Genomic DNA, 21,469 nt, shown 5'->3' on the forward strand with positions numbered 1-21,469 from the left:
AATATAGGAGTAAAATGGGTGCATATTTGTCAGAAGCTTATGGGAGTGATTTCCCCTATCCACCAATACAGATTCGTTCCTATACCGGTGAAGAAATTAAACAACTAGGTTACCAAGCACTTATCTATAACAATGAAGACGAAAAAGAAATTTATTCAAAAATTCATGGAATAGTGGAAACAATAAAAGAATTCTATTGGACTACTTTTCAACTAGTCGGTGTAGATGAAGAAGGAACGATTCCACCATTTTTTGTCCATTATCCTGAAAAAAACGCCTATTATGCTCTTAAGCTAAAGCATTTCGCTTTTAATAACGAGTTTGCTTCTCAGCCAGATGTTGTGTGTCATGAAATGACGCATGCCGTGATTGAAAATCATAATTCACTTGGTAATCAAGGAGAAGCAGGAGCGTTAAATGAAGCAATTGCGGATATTGTTGCTATAGCATTTAAACGGAAAATAAGTGGTATTGATAAGGGGTGGGAAATTAGTACTTTTCGTGACTTAAGCACAGCTCCTAAAAAATTTAAGTCCGTAGTTAACTATAATAAAGACAATGATTACGGATATGTGCATGATAATAGTTTAATTATTAGCCATACATTTTATCTTGCTTCAACAAGCCTGAACTATGATTCAACACGTTGTGATTTGCTTTTAGGAATTTGGTTTAAGTCGATGTTAAATCTTAAAGATAAAACTTTTACAGGATTTAAAAGTAAGACACTCGAAGCTAATGGGGAAGTTTTTTTTCAAGGTGGCAGTATTATTATCAATGCAATCAAGAAAGCTTGGCAAAAAACCTCTCATTTGTTTCCAAAGACATAATCGAATTTGTTAAGTTGGTTTTTCTTCTTAACATTCTAGGCAAATGATTATGGAATATTAAAAAAACAGGGGAAAAGTCATGCAAGTGCATCCAACAACATCTGTTTCTTCAGAAATTCATTATCATGTTCGAGAACAAAGTTTGAAGCATAAATTATCTTCGACCACTGAAAAAATTATTCAACTTAATCCAAGACTACTCTTAGGTGAGTCTAATTTATTCAACTATGACCCGACAAACCACGCCCTTGTGTTAGCACCCCAGTTTCAGAGTCTCTTAACATTACTCATCCAGCTAGATGAGTTGGATTGTAAAGCTTTAACAGCGAATACATTGTATGATCTGAATTCAATTCTCCAGCAAGTTCAAGGTAATCGAGGAGGCTTATTGCGTAAAGAAGGAACAGAAAGATGGCATTTAGAAGACAATCCTACTAAGCAAAAATGCAGCCAAACTTTCAATGTACTATTACAACAATTAGGTTTCGTTTTTCCAAAATCTCTTGATAGTGAAATGACCGTTGATCACTGTATTGTTTTTGGAGCCCGTACTGAACGTATGGAAACACGCATAATTGAAACATTGGTTTATTTGCAAAACAACCTTAAAGTAACTGGGCATATTTTTTTATTAGGTTCTAACCGAAAATTAATTCAAGCGGAAATAGAGCATCTTAAAAGCAAGCTAGAGAAATTGGAGGAATCTCAAAGGAACTATTGGAGTGAAGTATTTAATGACCCTGAGCAAACTACTGAAGCAAATGCCTTTGTTTTTTTATGGAAATGCATTGTTCCTCAGCAAATGCAAACTCTTTTAGAAGATAAGATTGTCGGCATTAAATCCACTCGAATTGGCAATTCTTATATTGAACAATTTGGACATCGTGCGACTACAGAGATTACGATCGAAGATTGGATGACCTTCTATAAAGCCGAGGAACCTCAAGCTATTTTTGCTCTCGCTGAACAACCCTATATTCGTTTAGCTGATCAGCTAAAATTTACAGTGCTTTCCAAAGGTAAAAAAGCCAATACAGACGAGCTAATAAAACGAATTAAGAATACAACTTTTTATTTTGCCTTTCCAAATTCAAGCTTTAGCCCACTAATAAGCGTGATGTTAGACGAAATTGGCCGTAATGTATACCGGATTTCCGATACTTTAAAGTATCTTGAAAGTCTCGAGTAGTGTAGGTGGCAGGCTTCATACTTCACAGTTTGGCAGAAAATTCTTATTGCCTATACACCACAGACAGCAATAAAGAGCTGTGAAATCCTTGGTAGTTGACATTGCCGCTCTCAGTTGCGACTCTTGAATATCTTTCTTAATGGTTCCAAAAACACAAGCATAGCTCTTAGGATCAATGATCTCGTTCTTCTTAGCGCTCATTCAGAACCTCTATGGTATTAAGTTAACGCCAGTTTAACGTAAGCTATCTTCCGGCTATATTTTGAGGAATTTCTTTGAAATAAGGGACTAAATGAGACGTGATAAGCTTTATAAATCTGCATTCTTTATTTTTTTAATGTTCGGTTTCCTTCTTTTTTCTTTTGAGTCCCATGTATACTGAAAATTGTTGCATCTGTAACTTTAAAAATCCTTATCTTTATATAGGGCATCATGCGCTCTCTTAAGTCATAAGTAAGCTGTAAGCGAGTTACACAAAAAGTATCAAAATAAATTTAAAGTGCGATACCTTTGTCTTGAAGCTGGCTAATATAAAATGAAAATTATATTTGGCAAAGGATTCGATCTTTGATAAAATGATTTGTTCTTATTACAATTCTTACATCTGAAATAGATGTAGATTGATTCATCACTTTGGCTATGAAACACGCAAACGAACAAAAGTACTAAGCAAACATGATTTTATTAGCCTTGAAAATGTTGATTGGAAATAAAACCTCTTGCTTGGGAGTCATTTTTGGCATTTTTCTCACAACCCTTCTTGTTTCCCAACAATCAGCCATTTTTTTAGGGCTGCTCACTAGATCTTATCGAATGGTTACAGACATTCCTGCTCCAAATATTTGGGTGACTGATCCTGCAACTGAAAGCGATGACAGAGTAAGATCTATGCCCGAAGGATATTTAGATATTGTTCGAAGTACTCCTGGTGTAGATTGGGCAGTCCCTATTAGTCGCTCTAATGTTTCTTTAATCACTCCTAGTGGGGCTTTTGAAGTTTGTAAACTATATGGTATTGACGATGCAACTTTAATTGGTGCTCCGGTAGAAATAATTGAGGGTAACGTTAAAGATTTAAGACGAGAAGGAGCTGTGATTGTAGACGTATATGCGGCACATAGCTCTTTAGCCACCATAACGAGTGAAGGAGAAAAACGCCCATTAAAAATAAGCGATGAAATTGAAATCAACAACCGTCGAGCAGTTGTTGTAGGAATTTGTAAAATTACGCAAGGTTTTTATCCTCAGCCTATTTTATTTTCTTCCTACTCTCAATTTAAATATTTCAACCCTCTTATAGGCGATAGAATTGAATTTATTGTCGCCAAAACAAATCCAAATAGAATTGTCGAAGAAATCAAACAAAAAATTAATGCTCATCCTAATTTAAATGCATTAACCAAAGAAGAATTCGAATCAAAAATTATTGAATCCTTCCTAAAAACAGGAATTTTAATTAACTTTGGTTTATCAGTAGCACTAGGAATCATCATTGGTTTTTCAATTGCAGGGCAAATTTTTTATAGTATGACGCTTGAAAACTTAATGTACTATGCTTTAATTAAAGCTATGGGCGGAACAAAAAAAATGATTTTTAACATGATTATTGTGCAAGCTCTATTGGCTGGACTCATTGGTTTTTCCCTTGGCATAGGAGCTACCCTGCTTTGGGGAGAAGCTATTCAAGGAACTACCTTGGCTTTTTTATTTCCTTGGCAATTATTGCTGTTCACAGCGGTTATTGTTCTTTTAATCTGCTTTCTTACAACAATGTTATGCATTCGGAAGGTCTCAACAGCCGATCCTAAAGTGTTGATGGGTAATTAAACAAATCTTTTATGAAATTCTATTTCTTTACTTACAAAGCACAATTAAAATATTTATCAGAAAGGATTGCATGAAAGAAATAGCAGTCAAATGTCGAGGAATTACAAAAAGTTATGGAACAAAAGAGAATCGAGTCGATGCTTTAAAAGGAATTAATCTTGACATACATCAAAGTGAGCTCACCCTTTTGGTAGGGCCATCAGGATCTGGAAAGACAACTTTACTATCCATTATTTCAACAATTCTCACACCAGATGAAGGCGAACTTTATTTATTCGAACATGAAATTCATCGGATGAGCGAAAAAGAAAAAGCTTTATTTCGTCGAGATCAACTAGGGATTGTTTTTCAATCCTTACTTTTGATTCCCACTTTGACCGTTTTAGAGAATGTCTCTCTTCCCCTCCTTGTAGCTGGACATACCCAAGAAGCGGCCGAAAAAAAGGCTATGCAATTTTTAGAATACCTTAAAATGGCCCATCGGTCTCACGTATCTCCCACTTCTCTGTCTAAAGGACAGCAACAACGCGTTGCTATTGCTCGAGCCATGACAAATGAATCTAAAATCATTGTTTGCGATGAACCGACAAGTGCTCTAGATCAAACCTCGGGAGTAGAAGCTATGAATCTATTAAAAGAACTTTCGTCTAATCATTCAAAAGCTATTTTAGTTGTCACTCATGATCATCGCATATTTTCATTTGCGGATAGAGTTGTCGAAATGAGTGATGGACAAATCTTATCATCTGGAAAAATATGAAACGATCTTACTTTTTTTTTATTTGTGCTTTAAGCATAGCTTCCCTATTTTTAATTGTTTTTTCCATGTGGAAAGAATCTCACCCCAAAGAAGTCCTTAAGGTTTTAGATATCAAAAGACCCGTGTCTCCTTTTAGTTCTTACATTGCTGCTGTAGGAGTTGTCGAAGCTGGTAGCCAAAATATTTTTATTGGAAGCCCCATCAATCGAATTGTAGATAAAATTTTTGTGACTGTCGGCAACGAAGTGCATCAAGGCGATCCGCTTATTCAATTTGAAAATCGCGATTTAGAAGCCAACTTAAAAATACAAGAATTAGCTTATCAAATCGCTCAAGCTCATGTTCAAAAGTTAGAATCTTTTCCAAGAAAAGAAGATCTTCAATCTGCTGAAGCCTTATTAAAAAAAGCTGACATTGAGTACCTTCTTGCTAAAAACCAATATGAGATGACTCGTGGAATGCAAGATAGTCGCGCATTAAGCCAAGAAGAAATTAACCGTCGTCTGTTTCGTTATCAAGAGGCTGAAGCTAATAAAAACCAAATGCAAGCAAATATGGAGAAAATCCAAGCCGGTACCTGGCTACCGGATCTAAAAATCGCGCAACTAGAGGCCCTTCAAACTAAAGCTCGTATGAATGCTGCCAAAATAGATATAGAGAGAACACTTCTTCGCTCACCAATCACTGGTAGAATTTTGCAAATCAACATTCATGAAGGAGAACATGCTGGGCAAGATAGCTCTAAAATGCCTATGATTGTCCTTGGTAACACCAATGAAAAACATTTAGAGGTAAGCATTAACCAATTTAATGCCCCCTATTTTAAATCAGATGCCCCAGCAGTTGCCTTTTTGCAAGGGGATTCTAATATCAAGTTTCAACTTGAGTTTATCAAATTCGAACCTTATTTGGTTAACAAACAAAACTTTACTAATAACCTAATAGAAAAAGTGGATAGTAAAGTGTTAAAAGTGACTTACCGCTTTAAGGAAAATGACCAAAATATTTTTGTTGGACAGGTCATGGATGTTTTTATTCAAGCTGAATACCCTTGGAAATAAGAAATGCGTATTATTTTTTTTTCTTTTTTAATTTTTACAGGTTTATTAACGAATTGCTGTTCTCATAAAAGCTATGTCCCACCTTCACTTGATATCCCTTATGAATGGAATAGCCCTCTTTCTAACGGAATGCATACAAATTCACCCAAGCACCTTATTTGGTGGGAATCATTAAATGATCCTATATTAAATCGATTAATAAAATTAGCTGCTTTTCAAAATCTAGATCTCTATCTTGCGGGAACAAGAATTCTCGAAGCTAGACTACAAAGAAAAGGTAAAAATAGCGATTTATATCCACATGTAGATATGTCTTGCAGTTACAGTCATATAGAATCTCATCAAAATGTAGTCTTAAATAGGATTTTAAAACATTCTCAAAATAAACTAAAAACCAATTCCTCGAAGTTAAATTTATTTGAAATTGGTTTTGATGCAGATTGGGAAATTGATTTATTTCAATCAAATCAATATGAAATGAATGCATTAGAAGCACAAATTGAAGCCAACGAGGAAAATTTTAATGACATATGGGTGACTCTTTCAGCTGAAATTGGAAGAAATTATATTGAACTAAGACATTTACAGCATAAATTGATTCTCCTCAATAAACAGATTGAATCTCAAGCTGATACTCTTCATCTAACCGAAGAACTTCTCCAAATCGGAATGGCAAACTCGATTGATATTTTGACTGCCACACAACAGCTAGCCACACTAAAAGCTCGAAAACCCGTTATTGAATTCTCTATTCAAAAAACAATCTATCATTTATCGATTCTGCTTGGACAATTTCCAGGGGAGGTGAAAGAACTTCTGGAATTTTCTAATCTTCCTTGTTTACCTGTTGAAAAACCTATCGGTATTCCTTCAGAATTATTGAGAAGGCGTCCAGACATTAGACGAGCTGAGCGACAATTGGCAACAGCCACAGAAAGTGTTGGAAGCGCAGAAGCTGCCCTCTTCCCCAAACTTTCCTTAAAAGGATTTGTCGGAATGGTTACACCTCATTTAAAATCTCTTCTCAACCCAACAATGGGCGGTACATGGTTTGCAAATCCTCAGCTTTTAATGCCTATTTTTAATAGCCGTTTATTGAAACGAGATGTTGATTATCATAAACTTAAAACCAAGCAAGCTTTATTTGAATACCAAAAGACAGTTTTAGAGGCTTTAGAAGAAACTGAAAATGCTATTGCTTCTTTTCACTACGAATTAGAACGTCATCAACAACTTTCTGTTGCTTACTCCGCCGCTCAAGAAGCCCAAAGAGGCACTTTAGAGCTTTATTTAAAAGGATTTAAAAATTATTTAGAAGTTCAATTTACTAATCGAGCTCTCATAGAATTAGAAGAAGTTTTTAATGAAAGTCAGATGCAATTAATTCTCCACTATATTGCTCTTTATAAATCATTAGGGGGAGGATGGAATTTTTTAGAAGATTCAAAAGAGCAATCATCTTAATAGAAAAACAAGATTTTTCCGAATTTTTAATTGAGTAATTCTTATTGAAATGCTATGCATTACCAAACATATTCTAGAAAAAATTAGTAAATTCTCTCTCGCGAGGCCACATGTTGCCAACACAAACATCTTTTTTTCGACAAACTTTTGGTCCTTTGATTCTTTTATTACTTTGCCCTCCCACTGTGTTTGCTTTTTGGTACACCAATATTTATTTAGAAGGCTCTCTTTTTCGTTTTATAGAATTTGCTTGGCAACAAGGTTTTCTGTCCACATTAAAAACGATTTGGTTTCCTTATTTTTTTGGAACTTCTATAGCCTGGACAATGTTAGTAATTTTTGCTTCTCTTCAGCTTATTTTAATGCGCATTCTACCTGGAGAGGATTATGAGGGACCAATAACTCCTGCTGGACACGTTCCCCTTTATAAAGCAAATGGGTTTTCTGCTTTTATTGTTACGATCTCCATTTTTTTAATCGCATCTTGTTATTACCAACTGTTTGCTCCAACAATTATTTATGACAATTTTCCGGGTCTACTTGGAGCCTTGAATATATTTAGTTTATGCTTTTGCTTTTTTCTTGTCCTAAAAGGGCATTATTTTCCCTCAAATGGCGATGTTGGAGGATCGGGAAATATCATTTTTGATTATTATTGGGGAATGGAACTTTACCCTCGCTTACTCGGTTGGGATATTAAGCAATTTACTAACTGTCGATTTGGAATGATGAGCTGGGCTTTGATTGTGATTTCTTTTGCTGCTAAACAACAACAGCTTGATGGATTAAGCGATTCCATGTTTGTTGCAGTAGCTCTCCAACTGATTTATATTACAAAATTTTTTATCTGGGAACCTGGATACCTTCGTTCGTTAGATATCATGCACGACAGAGCTGGTTACTATATTTGTTGGGGATGTCTTGTTTGGGTTCCAGGTATTTATACATCTCCTACTCTCTATTTAGTTGATCACCCTAATCACTTAGGTTTAGCTCTATCCAGTTTATTATTTGTCGCTGGAGTGATTGGAATTTTAGTTAACTATTTGGCAGATCGACAAAGACAATTAGTGAGAAAAAATCAAGGAAATTGCCGTATTTGGGGGAAAGAACCCATTTTGACAATTGCAAAATATACAACACAAACAGGAGAATCGAAACAAAATCTTTTACTAGCCTCTGGCTGGTGGGGTTTGTCTAGACATTTTCATTATCTTCCTGAACTGCTTGGAGCCTTTTGTTGGAGTGCATCAGCTCTATTTGAGAATTTTCTACCCTATTTTTATTTTGTTTTCTTAACCATCTTATTAACTGATCGCGCCTTTAGAGATGATCAACGCTGCTTCAAAAAATATGGGGAAGATTGGAAAATTTATTGTCAAAGAGTCCCTTATAAAATTATTCCCTTTGTTATTTAAGACATTGATATATTCTTAAATGCAGATTTTGTTTGTTACATCTAAATGAATGATCTCATTCGTTGCATTTATGGTCAGGGATCTTTCTATAAGATTGATCCCAAAACACCTCATTTCAAAAACAAAAATTTATCTAAATTGTACTTTTATTACTGAAGTTTGGTATAGTTCTTAAAAATTCATAAAATTTTGTTTATTTTTCAATTAAAAATAAGTTTATTTATGTCTGATTTTGAACAACATTTCCGTGATGAAAGTAAAATTTCACCCATGATGATGCAGTGGCACGCCTGTAAAAAAATGGCGGGCGATGCTATTTTATTTTTTCGGATGGGTGATTTTTATGAAGCTTTTTATGAAGACGCTCAACTGCTATCTAAAGAGTTGGAGCTGACATTGACTAAACGGCAAGAAATTCCCATGAGTGGAATTCCTTTTCATACAAGTGAAGGATATATCGATAAACTTGTCGCTAAAGGATTTCGAGTTGCCATTGCAGAACAAATAGAAGATCCTAAAAAAACTAAAGGTTTAGTCAAGCGCGAAGTTGTTCGTGTTGTGTCTCCTGGAACAGTTATTAACTCCTCTCTTCTTTCCGACAAAAACAATAATTTTTTTGCTGCCTTAGTAAAAGTGGGGCAAATTTTTGGATTAGCTTTTTTAGATTTGACGACTGGTGAATATTGGGTGAGTGAATTTACGCAAGAAAGAGAACTTTTAAATGAGCTTTATCGCTTACACCCTGCTGAATTTTTAACTTCTGAAAAATTCAAAGAAAAACATGCTTCCTTGTTTGAAGAAATGCAACAAACATATTCTTTTATAGTCAATACATTAGAAGACTGGCAATTTGAGCATCAACAAGCACATGATTTCCTCATTAATCATTTCAAGGTTCAACGCTTAGATGGTTTTGGACTAAGCGGAATGGTTGCAGCTATCAATGCAGCAGGAGCTTTATTAAATTATTTACAAGAGACACTGTGTCTACCAATCCAACATATTCAAAGCATTCGTTGCTACTCTTCTTCTCAGTTTATGATGTTAGATCGAATGACACAGCGTAATCTGGAACTAACGCATTCTTTACAAGATGGAAGTAGGCGTCATACATTGTTAGGTGTCATTGATCAAACGCAGACTCCTATGGGTGCTCGTCTCATGCATCATTGGGTTAAGCAACCTCTTTTAAAAGTTTCTGAGATTCATCAAAGGCAAAATGGGATCCAAGCTCTATTAAATCACGAACACATTGTAGATCAATTACAAAATCTATTCCTTCAAATTAAAGATATTGAACGCTTGATGATGAAAGTCAGTGCTTGCTACGCTACTCCTCGGGACCTTATAGCTCTTCATTTTTCTTTTAAGCCCATTGCATTTATTAAATCTCTTTTGTTAAACATTCCTTCAGAATGGATAAATGAGCACACACAAAAACTTGATCCTCTGTCTAAAATGAATGCATTAATATCCAATGCAATCGTAGAAGAGCCCCCTCTAAGACTTGGTGAAGGGAAAACGTTCCGACAAGGTTTTCATCGTGAATTAGATGAATTGCGAGAAATCAGTCATGACAGTAAAGCTTGGATGGCTCGTTACCAAACTCAAATCAGAGAAGAAACCGGTATTAAAACCCTAAAGGTAGGTTTTAATAAAATGTTTGGTTATTTTATCGAAGTCAGTCGCGGTCAAATAGATAAAATGCCTGATCACTTTATACGTCGACAAACCCTTGTTAATGCTGAACGGTATATCACACCTGAGTTAAAAGAATATGAAAGCAAAGTCTTAACAGCGGAAGAACGCATTAACTCTATTGAAAGTGAACTCTTTCACCAACTTCGTTTAGAAGTTGCTTCATATACTAAAAATGTATTAGAAGTTGCTCAAGCGTTAGCTAAAATTGATTGTTTAATATCTTTAGCCAATGTAGCAAAAAAGTATTGCTACACATGTCCTGTCATTGATGACAGCTCCATTCTTGTGATCGAAGAGGGAAGGCATCCAGTAATCGAGACAGTGTGCCGACATGAAAAATTTATTCCCAATGACACGTATTTAGATGATCAAGCTAATCGATTGCTCTTAATCACAGGCCCTAACATGGCAGGAAAATCGACATATCTGAGACAAGTAGCTTTAATTGTCATTTTAGCTCAAATAGGTTCTTTCGTTCCCGCAGCTAAAGCTCACATAGGAATTATCGATAAAGTCTTTACACGAATAGGTGCTAGTGATGACTTATCTAGAGGTCAGTCAACTTTTATGGTTGAAATGACTGAAACGGCAAATATTTTAAACAATGCCACTTCTCAATCTCTCGTTATCTTAGATGAAATCGGTCGGGGAACAAGTACATATGACGGCATATCAATTGCTTGGTCTGTGGCAGAATATCTTCTAACAACAGAAAAAAGAATGGCTAAAACATTATTTGCAACTCATTACTGGGAGCTTACAAAATTAGAAGAGAAGGTTCCAGGTGCTGTTAATTACAACGTTGCTGTTCATGAAGCGGACGATCACATTACATTTTTAAGAAAAATCATTAAAGGAGGAACTGACAAAAGCTATGGAATCCACGTTGCTCGCCTAGCTGGGCTTCCACAAGCCGTTTTAAACCGTTCTAAAGAAATTTTAGAACATTTGGAAGAAAATGCGAATCGTAAGAGCGCTTTTGAGCCTACCCGTTCAAAAAAGAGTATGGTTTCTAAAGTAAAAGTTCCTTTAACTGACTTTCAATTGAACTTATTTCAATCATAAATCAATAATTTTTTACTTAAAATTTTTCAAACTCTAATTTTCACTTAAAATATTTTTTATATTAACTTTTTTACAGTTAGTTATTTAGATAAAAAAATAATTTATTTAGAAAAAAATAAATTATTTTTTTATTGACAACGAATTTAAGAAAATGAATAGATAAAGGAGTGTTAATTAAAACACATGCTGTTTCAGTCTCATGGTATACAGTAGACAAGTATGGCTACTAACCACGACAATTAAAAAGCAGTCAAAAATTTTAAGGAGGCTTCTATGGATAAAAAACAACCTCAGCCACAAAAACAAAATCCTAATCAAAAGCAACAACATCAGCAAAAACCAGAACACTCAAAAAATTCGTCGCAAAAGAAATTTTAATCGTTGTTTGCTAGTCAAATAGTTTAAACTATTTCAACCGCGTAATTAAAAGTTACGCGGTTGCTAAATAAAGTCAAAAAATAGTTATTAAACAATCTTAATCTTTTTTGTTATCCAATAGTATATTTCATAAGTAAATTAGTTTATTTATTAAATAAAGTATTTATTTTTTGAAAATTCTCGTTTTAATATTTTTATTTAAGTTTTCTTTTTCGTATGCTAAGCTTTTAGCAAATGAAAGCAGGTTGAGGCGTGTTTACACAAATTCCAGGGCCGACCAAACACTTCAACGCATACTATCAAGATAATTCATTATTGATTCAATTTGTCATCATGGAATTTCTAAACGTTCACCAGTTTGTTTGCCATATTCAAAAATGGATGGATCATCAACATTTCCCGCCAGGAAAAATAGATTACTCTATATCTCCCTTACTTCACTTACTTAATCAGCTTTTAGGAACGCACCCCAACCAAGAGCATATTACGATATCTAAATGGATTAAAGGCCCTTTAACAAAAATGAAAGACTACTGTGAACAATTTTCAAAAAATCCTTCACTCACCCCATCTCATTTAAAACTTTATGATTCTGTTTACCAAACGTGGCATCTCGCTAATCATCAAATGAACCTTCTTCATACTTTTCAATTGTGCCAAATGGTAAAAGCCAAAGTTACTTTTCCCCCTTATTTTCAACGTTCTTTTAAACAGCTTTTGAAATTATTTAACGTTACTGCTAAACAAATTCCTAAAGTTGCAAATTTGTATTGGAACAATGAAAATGTGGTTTATTTCTTAATCAGAAAAAAAGAACAGCTCGTTAAAGTTTATGGTGAAGAATGGACTTATAAACATTTCAAATCTTTCGCTAAACAAAATACTTTACTCCCTCTCTTAATACAACGGTATGAGCAAAGGGGATTCCATTATTTAAATTTAGAGAAAAGGCAAATGCTTCAAAAGGGAATGTAAATGGAAAATATTAGGGAAAAATATACACAGCTTTTATCATTAACACGACTTTTTCTAGCTAGAGAACATAAACTAAATGAAACTCTCTTAAGTTTTCCTAACTCTTACGCACATTTTAAACCTTTTTTAAGCCATTCTCTAAAAAATCAACAATCGATTAAAAACCAAAGTTTTGTCTCCTCTAATAACGCCAAACAAGTCTTCCCTTCTTCTTTTTCTACTGCCCCTTATTCAAAGCCGCCTACTTCACCAGATTTGCAGCCGTCTACACCTCCCCTTACTATTTTCTCCCCTAATCCTCAGCCCACTACCACTGAACCTGAAAGCCTTCCGCTACAAAAAAAAGAGTCTGAGATTTTAAAACAAGTTGAAAAAACAAAATTTCCTTCTCTTCTTACGTTAGAACCCATAGTTGCTGTTTCTCCTACAATTGAAAATCAAGAGTTCAAAGAAATTTTTAAAAAAAATTTTCCCTCTTATGCACTTTCTAACACTATTCCAAATGACCAATTTGCCAAAAAATTAATGAATAAATGGACGTACGAACGGCAAGTACCGTCCATTGTAATTCTCTCTTTTGGTAACCAAGAAAGTCATTTAAAACTTTTAAAAAATATTGCTAAAGCAATTAGTTTACGTTTTGCTCCATCAAGGGTCGTCTCTGCATTAAAATTGGAGAAAGAGAAACAATGGAATAAATTATTCGAAGCTAAAGAACTATGCCTTGTCATTGCCAGTGATTATCATCTCTATTTACAACCAGATTTAATGAGTTATTATAGAGAAGAACCTAAACTAGGCAAACATTTCCTTCTACAAACTCCTCTTCTTTTGCTCTCCGATCTAGATCTTTACCTTAAAGAACCTCAGCTAAAATCTCTCTTGTGGAGAGCTATATGTAATGAATTAACACCTCTCACGAAAATCTCAACAATTAGCTAAACATGAAACCTTTTGCCGCTATTGCTTCGGTTATTTTAGATATATCGATTGACAAAACATTAGATTATGGAATTGTTCCTTCTCAATTAGAAGCAGCTCAAAAAGGAAGTCGCGTAGAAGTTCCTGTTCGAGGACACTCAAGGACAGGCTATATTGTGGAAATTAAATCAGATTCTAACTTTAAAAATATCAAACCAATTACACGTTTATTATCCGAGACTCCTCTTGTTCCCGAAGAACTATTTAAGCTCGCTTTATGGGTAGCAAAATATTATTGTGCTCCGTTAAGAGATATTTTCCGTATTATTTTACCCCCCAGTGTACGCAAAGGAATGAAAGAAAAAGAACAACTTTTTGTTGTACGGGGCAAATCTAAAGAAATTCTTAGACAGGTTTGTGTTGATATTAGAGAGAAAAAGCCAGCGCAGGCTTCTGTATTGGAAGTTATGTTGCAAGTGAAAAACGGCATTTTACTTTCTAAGCTTCTGGAAGAAAGCAAAAGTTCTCGAAGTAGTGTTTTATCTTTAGCCAAACAACAACTTCTTATTGTCGAAACAATCAAAATTGACCGTTCTCCGCTTGTGGATGAAGACTACTTTATGACTAAACCCAAAATATTGAACGGAGATCAAGCATTAGCTTTAAATAAGATCGATGCCTCTTTAAACGCAAAAATCTTTCAGACCCATTTAATCCATGGTGTAACAGGAAGTGGAAAAACAGAGATATATCTCCAAGCAATAGAAAAAGCTCTGAAGTTAGAAAAAGGAACGATCATGCTCGTTCCTGAAATTTCTTTAACAGCACAAACGATTCAACGTTTTAGAAGTCGTTTTGCAGAAAAAATTGCCATTTTACATCATCGATTAAGCGAAGGTGAAAGACGAGATGAGTGGCATAAAATTCGTGAAGGGCGAGCTAAAATTATTGTGGGTGCTCGCTCAGCCATTTTCAGCCCAGTAGTTAATTTAGGATTAATTATTGTTGATGAGGAACATGAGCAATCTTATAAGCAAAATGAAATGTCGCCTTGCTATCAAGCTAGAGATGTTGCCGTGATGCGTGGGAAACTCGCTCAAGCAACTGTTGTGTTAGGAAGTGCAACGCCAAGTTTAGAAAGCTATTATAATGCTCTCAATGGTAAATATGCCTTGAGTGTTTTACACAAACGAGCAGATGTAGCTACCCTTCCAGAGGTGACTATTGTAGATATGAAAAAAGAATTTGAACGAGCAAAAACGTTGACAAGTTTTTCTGAAGTTTTATTGTCTGGAATTGAAAGAAGACAAAAACAAGGTGAACAAGTCATTTTATTTCTCAATCGGAGGGGCTACCATACAACGCTTCTATGTCAAGTTTGTTCTCATATTGTTAAATGCACTCATTGTGAAATTCCTTTAACATTTCATTTAGGAGACAATCATCTTTCCTGCCATTTATGTGGTTATCAAATTTCTCCACCCCCTAAAGAATGCCCTTCTTGTCGAGGAACCAAGCATCTTAAATTTCGAGGAGCTGGAACAGAGCATGTTGAAAAAGCCCTTCACGCTATTTTTCCTCAAATACGCACAATGCGAATTGATGCTGACACTACGAAACACAAGGGAAGTCATCAAAAATTACTCCGCGATTTTGGAACTGGAAAAGCGGATGTATTGATTGGTACACAAATGATCGCAAAAGGATTACACTTTCCAGAAGTCACTCTGGTTGGCGTTCTTAATAGTGATGCAGGACTTAATATTCCCGATTTCCGAGCTTCTGAAACAATTTTTCAGCTAATTACACAAGTGGCAGGTCGATCAGGTCGTGGTGTGACAAAAGGAGAAGTCATTATTCAAACTTCCATGCCTGAAAATTCTACTATTCAACATGCTGCCAAGCAAGACTACGCAGGATTCTACGAAGAAGAAATTGCTGTGCGTGAAATGTTCCACTATCCCCCTTTTTCCCATCTCGCCAAATTAACCTTCAGTGGAAAGCAACTCGATCAAACATATGAAATTGCTCAGAAGTTTCGAGAATTGCTCATTTTTCAACTTCCCCAACACTACGAATTTAATCCTGTTATTCCCTGTGGATATGCAAAAATCAAAGATCTTTATCGATATCAATTTTTGCTACGGGGCCCCTCTATGATTCCTCTCAATTTAGTTCTAGAAAATTTAATGCAAAAATTTTCCATCCCTAAGGGAATAAAATTGTTCGTCGATATTAATCCCTCTTCAACTTTTTTTTAAAAGCTGTAATGCTTACTTTTGATTAGCTTGACTAAATGATAAATTATGCCCCCTTATTTCTTTTTTTAGATTATAATATTAAAAAAAATTTTTTATTATTTTAGTTTCCAAATTAATTTACCTTAATCATAAATTAGATTTATTAATGGAAAAATAAAGTTATATTAAAAAAAATTATTAAATAAAAAATAACATTTAAATTTAACAATCACCTATCTTTCAAATAGCTTGAAATTAAATAGTTAAAAGAATAAATTGATTTCCAAAATTTATTTCAAAACGTCATTAAATCCGCTTGTTCTTGATCAAAAGTTTATAAGGGAGTCATTCGTTCTATGTTGCCTATTTTAAAAAATCAAGGTGTCAAAAAAGATCAAAATCACATTGCATTGAAAAATGATTCTTGCGAATCTTCTTCCCCTTGCTTTGATCATGAAGGAAATAAAATTAATTTTATTAGTTTGGGTTGTCCTCGCAATCTTGTCGATAGTGAAGTCATGTTAGGGATTTTATTAAAAGCAGGTTATGAAGTTGCCCCCACTCTCGAAGAAGCTGATTATTTAGTGATTAATACCTGTGGTTTTTTAGAGGCTTCTCGTCAAGAATCTATGGATACCGTTGAAGAGGTCCTCTCTCAACGAAAAAAAACAGCAAAGTTAATTGTTACTGGATGTATGGTTCAAACACATAGTGACGCTTTAAAAACCACATTTCCCAGTATTGATTACTTATTAGGATCAGGAGATGTAGAAGGCATTTTAAAGGCTGTTCAATCCACTCAAAAAGGACAGATTATTTCTTCAGCAAGAAGCTACTTAGAGGCTGGTGAAGTTCCTCGCCGCCTTTCTACTCCTAAACACTACGCTTATTTAAAAATTGCTGAAGGCTGTCGTAAACGTTGTGCTTATTGCGTGATTCCCACAATTAAAGGCCCTTTAAAAAGTAAAGGCAAAGAACAAATTCTCAAAGAGTTCAATCTTCTTCTCAATCAAGGTGTTAAAGAGGTCATTTTAATTGCACAAGATTTAGGGGATTACGGAAAAGATCAAGGGGCTAAAAAATTAACAGCTTTGCTAAACCTTTTGCAATCAATGCTAGAAATCAAACAAGCTTTTTGGCTTCGCCTCCTCTATTTGTATCCTGATGAAATCACTGATGAGTTAATTGCCTTAATGAAAAGTGATTCTCGCATTTGTCCTTATCTTGACATGCCTATTCAACATGTAAACAATCAAATTCTTAAATCCATGAGGCGAGCCACTTCAAAAGAAGATATTATCGAAATTATCACTAAGTTACGCCGAGAAATTCCAAACGTCTCCATTCGTACCAGTTTAATAGTTGGTTTTCCAGGGGAAACGGAAGAACAGTTTCAAGAACTTATTCAATTTGTCCAGGACTATCCTCTTGAAAATGTTGGAATCTTTAAATTTTCACGAGAACCTGGTTCCCACGCTTACGATTTACCTAATCAAATTTCTGATGAAATGAAAGAAGATCGTTATCATCGTTTGATGCAAGTTCAAAAGAAAGTTGTGAAAAAAAATCTCAAAAAAATGATCGGTAAAAAAATCGCAGTTGTAGTGGAAGGTTATCATCCAGAAACGGAACTTCTCATGATTGGAAGACATACTGGTCAATGCCCAGATATTGATGGACAAGTCCTGATCAATGATGGACGGAAAGTAAAAGCTTTTGGAGAAATTTACACGGTTGAAATCACGGATGTTGCAGACTATGATTTAGTAGGACATGTCATCTAACAATTTAAACTTTAAATTATAAGCTTAGACAAGTTTTGAGAGAAATCCTCATTTATTGTATAAACAATTTGAAAATGAGGAGTCCCATATGAAATTTGCCCAAACAATTAAATTATTAAGAGAAGCAAACCGTCAAACAAAATTTTTTATTTTCATGTTTGTTCTTTATACGCTGGCATTAATTTGGACAACAGTGCAAGCTTATGCACGTCTTGAATACAGCCGCAGTGACGAACAAAGACCCATTCAAGTTCGTATTCCCAATTTGGATTTAGAAAATACCCCTTTAAAGAAATAGATGAGTTTTATGACAAAAAAACCTGATTATCACCAACATGAAGAATACCAAAACCGCTTACGTAAACTTGTTGAAATACGTCAATGCAAGATAGATCCTTATCCCGCTAAATATACACCAACTCATACAGCAGAATCTCTTCATCAAGAATACGATACAAAACAAATTGGACATAGTGAAGATGCAGCTTCAGGATCCACACCTTTTGTTTGTTTGGCTGGCCGTCTTGTCCTTTTTCGTTCCATGGGAAAAAATGCCTTTGGACATCTACAGGATGAAACAGGGCGCATACAAATCATGTTTAATCGAGATCAAACGCTAGTCACGAACTTTGAACCTAGTTCTGAAGAACCCGAATTATCTCCATATAAATTTATCGAAAAAAAAATCGACCTCGGAGATATCATTGGAGTTGAAGGCTACTTATTCCATACTCAAAAAGGAGAACTAACTGTTTTTGTCAAACAGCTGACTCTTCTTTGTAAAACCCTACTTCCGCTTGCCGATAAATATGGTGGACTGGCTGATAAAGAATTGCGTTATCGTAAACGTTGGTTAGATTTGATTTCCCACTTAGATGTAGCTAAAGTTTTTCGTACCCGTAGTCATATCTTGAAAGAAATCCGATCTTACTTTGACCAGTATCAATTCTTAGAAGTAGAAACACCAATCCTACAAAGCATTTATGGAGGAGCAGAAGCCCGCCCCTTTATCACAAAATTAAATGCGCTGGATCAAGAAATGTTTTTACGCATTTCTTTAGAAATTCCTCTTAAAAAGTTAATTGTAGGAGGGATGCATAAAGTTTATGAAATGGCACGTGTATTTCGTAATGAAGGCATTGATCGCAATCATAATCCTGAATTTACCTTGTTAGAAGCTTATGCTTCCTATTGGGATTATTTCGATATGATGAACTTTGTGGAAAACCTTTTCGAAAAGCTTGCTCTAGACCTATATGGAACCACGAAAGTTCCTTATACAGCACATGAAGGAGCTGAAACAATTTATGTCGATATGAAAGCTCCTTGGATTCGATTGACTATGAAAGAAAGCATTAAAAAATATGCTAATCTCGATCCTAATGTTTTATCTGATGAAGAGATGCGGCATTTATTGCTAGAGAGTGCACATTGTGATCCTAAAAAAATTAAAGGATTGAGTCGCGGACTTCTGATTGCGGCTTTATTTGAAGTTTTTGTAGAACCTCATTTAATTCAACCCCATCACATTTACGACCATCCCATCGAGACAACGCCTCTTTGTAAACCACATCGTGATCTTAAATATCGCGAAGAAGGACTCGTTGAACGTTTTGAAAGTTTTATTTTAACACAAGAAGTGTGCAATTCTTACAGCGAATTGAACGATCCTGAAATTCAACGTCATTTGCTTGAGCTACAGTCAGATCGTCGTGAAGCTGGTGATGAAGAAGCTAGTCCCTTGGATGAAGAATTTATTGAAGCGATTTGCCAAGGTATGCCTCCCACAGGGGGAATTGGAATTGGAATTGACCGACTGGTCATGATATTAACTAATTCTCATTCGATTCGGGATGTCCTCTATTTTCCTTGGATGAAAACAATTCAAAACACATCGCTATAACGGGTTAATTTGAAAGGAGAATTTTATGAATTTTTGGGATTCCCACGGTATTTTCTTTTTACTCTTTATCACGCTATTTCCTAGGTTGACAATGCTTTTTGCGGTTACCATCCCCTTTAATCCCCTTACTTGGATGGGTTGGCTCTTTGCCCCTCATTTAACAGTTGCCATTTTAGCCACCCAATATTATTGGCAAACCAATCCCATTCTATGCATCATGGCTTGGTTTGTTGCTTTAGCAGGAACAGGTGGAGAAGCTAAAGTAGTGACAGTCGGAGCCCGCTACCGTCGATGGCAGTAAATTAAAAACTCAAGTAAAATAGCCACAGAAATTTGGATGAGTAGATAAGTAGATAATCGGTGCATTGCACCGATTAAATTCGCCTCTCCAAAAATTCAACAAAACAAAAATTCTGCTAACTTTGCTATGCTATATACGCTCTCTTCAAAATGGTTTTCTAAATTCAGGATTAAAATACTAATTTCTAACTATCGATAAAAATAGATTATCAGATTCTAACTATGGGCCCCTTTATAACAACGATAAACATAGGCAAAATCAGTAAGTCGATCTTGCGGCCATTGTTTTGCATATCTGCCTTCTTGAATTAAGCATAAGTCTCCTTCTTCATTAACAATCGGATTTCTACTATCTCTTTTAATGATTTTTACTTGATCAATAGACGCAACTCCTTCTTTTGTCAGTTTACCAGTATGAGGGTGAATCTCTAATTCTGGCTGCCCCAAAAAAGCTGAAAGATCTGAAAAACCTGATTTTGCCCTTATAAAAATAGAGAAATTAGCCATTGAAATTAAGTCAGTTAAAATAGCTTCATCTGCATTACGTTGATTTGATCGATAATTAATGGTTACATCCTGACTATGACCATTTTGGTTAACAATAGTTTGAAACCTTATTTTCAGGCTTGAGGGATCAACCGCATCAGTAAAAATATAAATATTCAAAGGTTTATTTTTATATTCATCTAAGTTAAGGACATAGGCAAGTTGCGCGTCATAATAACTTAAATCAGGAAAACGTAAAGGATATAAAAATTTGTCTTGAAGATTATCAAAATCTCCACCGTCTCTTACTTGAATAGCAATATTAACTTTGCCTTCTACAGGTTCAACAATAGGAAATTTGATATGGCTAGCGGAAGCAAAGTCATCCTGATAGGCCACTTTAAAAGCTTTATTTTCAGCCCAATTAATTTTAGGTCTCCAATCCCAAAAATAAGGAGCCGTAAATATCCCCGGTCCTAAATCTTCTTTTTTTAATTCACCACTACAAATCTTTTCGGCCTGTTCTTTACTAAGAAATTTAAAATTATTTGTTTTTGAAGATTCTTGAAGGTAAAACTTATGATTTTCAGAAATTTTGAAAAAATGAGAATCGGGAAAAGGCCTAATAATCACAGGGACATTTAATTGATCAGCAATCCATTTTGCGTTCAAATAAAATTTAGCATAATCTCCAAGTCGAGAAATCTCAAGATAAGGGAAAGTAATAAAAGTTTGATTGATAAAGGTATTTTGATTAATTTTAATAATCTCAGAAAATTCAATATTATTTTGTTTAGCTATATTTCGAATTTTTGAAGAAAAAGAAAACTTTTTGATTGTATGTTCTTTGATCCAAAAAATGGTTCCGATTAATAAATCGAATGTAACTGGAATTAACTTAAAGAGGTTAAAAAATTTCTTAGAAAAAGACTCAATTTTATTTATAGATTTATTTTCATTATTAGAAAAAAAAACATCTTTAAAATTAAAAGAAAAAGATTTGAAATATTTATCGCTATTTTTTATATTTTCCAACATTTAAACTAACTTTTTACCTATTAATTCTAATTAATATAATATTTTAATATTTAAGTTTACTTGTTAGTCCTAAGTATGTTATGCTTGGTGCCGAACTTGAACAGTGGTTCATTATGTCCAACCCTTAAT

Annotated in this window: 17 protein-coding genes; 15 read left to right on the top strand and 2 right to left on the bottom strand. The window is 34.7% G+C overall.

The features are described from left to right. Together BU804_RS07895 and BU804_RS07900 are read left to right on the top strand one after the other, a co-directional pair. Positions 1 to 830, top strand: an 830-nt coding sequence (locus tag BU804_RS07895; protein WP_320410546.1) for a M4 family metallopeptidase, incomplete at its 5' end; no start/stop codon positions are given. Between the two features lie 79 nt (positions 831 to 909). Then, on the top strand, positions 910 to 2,019 hold the full coding sequence (locus BU804_RS07900; protein WP_075883648.1) for a hypothetical protein: 1,110 nt from the start codon (positions 910 to 912) through the stop codon (positions 2,017 to 2,019). A gap of 15 nt (positions 2,020 to 2,034) precedes the next feature. Here the strand turns inward: BU804_RS07900 and BU804_RS07905 are convergent, their stop codons facing one another. Next, a complete protein-coding gene (locus tag BU804_RS07905; RefSeq protein ID WP_075883649.1) occupies positions 2,035 to 2,220 on the bottom strand; it encodes a hypothetical protein in 186 nt (61 codons plus the stop codon). A 474-nt stretch (positions 2,221 to 2,694) separates the two neighbouring features. Here BU804_RS07905 and BU804_RS07910 point away from each other — a divergent pair, with 474 nt between their 5' ends. The 13 genes from BU804_RS07910 (at position 2,695) to BU804_RS07970 (ending at position 19,817) form a co-directional block, all read left to right on the top strand. Then, the gene (locus BU804_RS07910; RefSeq protein ID WP_075883650.1) at positions 2,695 to 3,846 is read left to right on the top strand and encodes an ABC transporter permease; all 1,152 of its coding nucleotides are present in this window, start codon (positions 2,695 to 2,697) and stop codon (positions 3,844 to 3,846) included. A 70-nt stretch (positions 3,847 to 3,916) separates the two neighbouring features. Then, positions 3,917 to 4,606 (top strand): ABC transporter ATP-binding protein, encoded by a 690-nt coding sequence (locus tag BU804_RS07915; RefSeq protein ID WP_075883651.1) that lies wholly within the window; start codon positions 3,917 to 3,919, stop codon positions 4,604 to 4,606. Then, positions 4,603 to 5,667: an HlyD family secretion protein gene (locus BU804_RS07920; RefSeq protein ID WP_075883652.1), complete on the top strand. Its 1,065-nt coding sequence runs from the start codon at positions 4,603 to 4,605 to the stop codon at positions 5,665 to 5,667. Before BU804_RS07915 ends, BU804_RS07920 begins: the two co-directional genes overlap by 4 nt. Before the next feature lie 3 nt (positions 5,668 to 5,670). Beyond that, positions 5,671 to 7,131 (top strand): efflux transporter outer membrane subunit, encoded by a 1,461-nt coding sequence (locus BU804_RS07925; protein ID WP_075883653.1) that lies wholly within the window; start codon positions 5,671 to 5,673, stop codon positions 7,129 to 7,131. Between the two features lie 110 nt (positions 7,132 to 7,241). Further along, complete coding sequence (locus BU804_RS07930; RefSeq protein WP_075883654.1) at positions 7,242 to 8,549, top strand: 7-dehydrocholesterol reductase; 1,308 nt, start codon at positions 7,242 to 7,244, stop codon at positions 8,547 to 8,549. Between the two features lie 222 nt (positions 8,550 to 8,771). Then, positions 8,772 to 11,315 (top strand): DNA mismatch repair protein MutS, encoded by a 2,544-nt coding sequence (gene mutS / locus BU804_RS07935; protein ID WP_079988664.1) that lies wholly within the window; start codon positions 8,772 to 8,774, stop codon positions 11,313 to 11,315. 630 nt (positions 11,316 to 11,945) lie between these two features. Then, a complete protein-coding gene (locus tag BU804_RS07940) occupies positions 11,946 to 12,668 on the top strand; it encodes a hypothetical protein (RefSeq protein WP_075883656.1) in 723 nt (240 codons plus the stop codon). Next, positions 12,669 to 13,610, top strand: a complete 942-nt coding sequence (locus tag BU804_RS07945; protein ID WP_075883657.1) for a hypothetical protein — start codon at positions 12,669 to 12,671, stop codon at positions 13,608 to 13,610. Positions 13,611 to 13,612: 2 nt separating this feature from the next. Continuing rightward, on the top strand, positions 13,613 to 15,850 hold the full coding sequence (priA, locus tag BU804_RS07950) for a primosomal protein N' (protein WP_075883658.1): 2,238 nt from the start codon (positions 13,613 to 13,615) through the stop codon (positions 15,848 to 15,850). A 335-nt stretch (positions 15,851 to 16,185) separates the two neighbouring features. After that, entirely contained in the window at positions 16,186 to 17,613 is a 1,428-nt protein-coding gene (rimO, locus tag BU804_RS07955) for a 30S ribosomal protein S12 methylthiotransferase RimO (RefSeq protein ID WP_226996169.1), read from the top strand. Positions 17,614 to 17,701: 88 nt separating this feature from the next. Continuing rightward, positions 17,702 to 17,911, top strand: coding sequence for a hypothetical protein (locus tag BU804_RS07960; protein WP_075883659.1), 210 nt, complete (start codon positions 17,702 to 17,704; stop codon positions 17,909 to 17,911). A 9-nt stretch (positions 17,912 to 17,920) separates the two neighbouring features. Beyond that, positions 17,921 to 19,516, top strand: coding sequence for a lysine--tRNA ligase (gene lysS / locus BU804_RS07965; RefSeq protein WP_075883663.1), 1,596 nt, complete (start codon positions 17,921 to 17,923; stop codon positions 19,514 to 19,516). Between the two features lie 25 nt (positions 19,517 to 19,541). Beyond that, positions 19,542 to 19,817: a hypothetical protein gene (locus BU804_RS07970; RefSeq protein ID WP_075883660.1), complete on the top strand. Its 276-nt coding sequence runs from the start codon at positions 19,542 to 19,544 to the stop codon at positions 19,815 to 19,817. Between the two features lie 215 nt (positions 19,818 to 20,032). On the opposite strand, the gene BU804_RS07975 is transcribed toward BU804_RS07970, so the two are convergent. Continuing rightward, positions 20,033 to 21,340: a hypothetical protein gene (locus tag BU804_RS07975; RefSeq protein ID WP_075883661.1), complete on the bottom strand. Its 1,308-nt coding sequence runs from the start codon at positions 21,338 to 21,340 to the stop codon at positions 20,033 to 20,035. Between the last annotated feature and the right edge of the window lie 129 nt (positions 21,341 to 21,469).

The organism is Candidatus Protochlamydia sp. W-9 (genome assembly GCF_001950615.1).
Taxonomy (GTDB): Bacteria; Chlamydiota; Chlamydiia; order Chlamydiales; family Parachlamydiaceae; genus Protochlamydia; species Protochlamydia amoebophila.

Coding starts and splice junctions, on each gene's coding strand:
- BU804_RS07960 (WP_075883659.1), top strand. CDS start 17,702: ATGAAATTTGCCCAAACAATTAAATTATTAAGAGAAGCAAACCGTCAA.
- BU804_RS07900 (WP_075883648.1), top strand. CDS start 910: ATGCAAGTGCATCCAACAACATCTGTTTCTTCAGAAATTCATTATCAT.
- BU804_RS07925 (WP_075883653.1), top strand. CDS start 5,671: ATGCGTATTATTTTTTTTTCTTTTTTAATTTTTACAGGTTTATTAACG.
- rimO (WP_226996169.1), top strand. CDS start 16,186: ATGTTGCCTATTTTAAAAAATCAAGGTGTCAAAAAAGATCAAAATCAC.
- BU804_RS07970 (WP_075883660.1), top strand. CDS start 19,542: ATGAATTTTTGGGATTCCCACGGTATTTTCTTTTTACTCTTTATCACG.
- BU804_RS07915 (WP_075883651.1), top strand. CDS start 3,917: ATGAAAGAAATAGCAGTCAAATGTCGAGGAATTACAAAAAGTTATGGA.
- lysS (WP_075883663.1), top strand. CDS start 17,921: ATGACAAAAAAACCTGATTATCACCAACATGAAGAATACCAAAACCGC.
- mutS (WP_079988664.1), top strand. CDS start 8,772: ATGTCTGATTTTGAACAACATTTCCGTGATGAAAGTAAAATTTCACCC.
- BU804_RS07920 (WP_075883652.1), top strand. CDS start 4,603: ATGAAACGATCTTACTTTTTTTTTATTTGTGCTTTAAGCATAGCTTCC.
- BU804_RS07945 (WP_075883657.1), top strand. CDS start 12,669: ATGGAAAATATTAGGGAAAAATATACACAGCTTTTATCATTAACACGA.
- BU804_RS07905 (WP_075883649.1), bottom strand. CDS start 2,220: ATGAGCGCTAAGAAGAACGAGATCATTGATCCTAAGAGCTATGCTTGT.
- BU804_RS07910 (WP_075883650.1), top strand. CDS start 2,695: ATGATTTTATTAGCCTTGAAAATGTTGATTGGAAATAAAACCTCTTGC.
- BU804_RS07930 (WP_075883654.1), top strand. CDS start 7,242: ATGTTGCCAACACAAACATCTTTTTTTCGACAAACTTTTGGTCCTTTG.
- priA (WP_075883658.1), top strand. CDS start 13,613: ATGAAACCTTTTGCCGCTATTGCTTCGGTTATTTTAGATATATCGATT.
- BU804_RS07975 (WP_075883661.1), bottom strand. CDS start 21,340: ATGTTGGAAAATATAAAAAATAGCGATAAATATTTCAAATCTTTTTCT.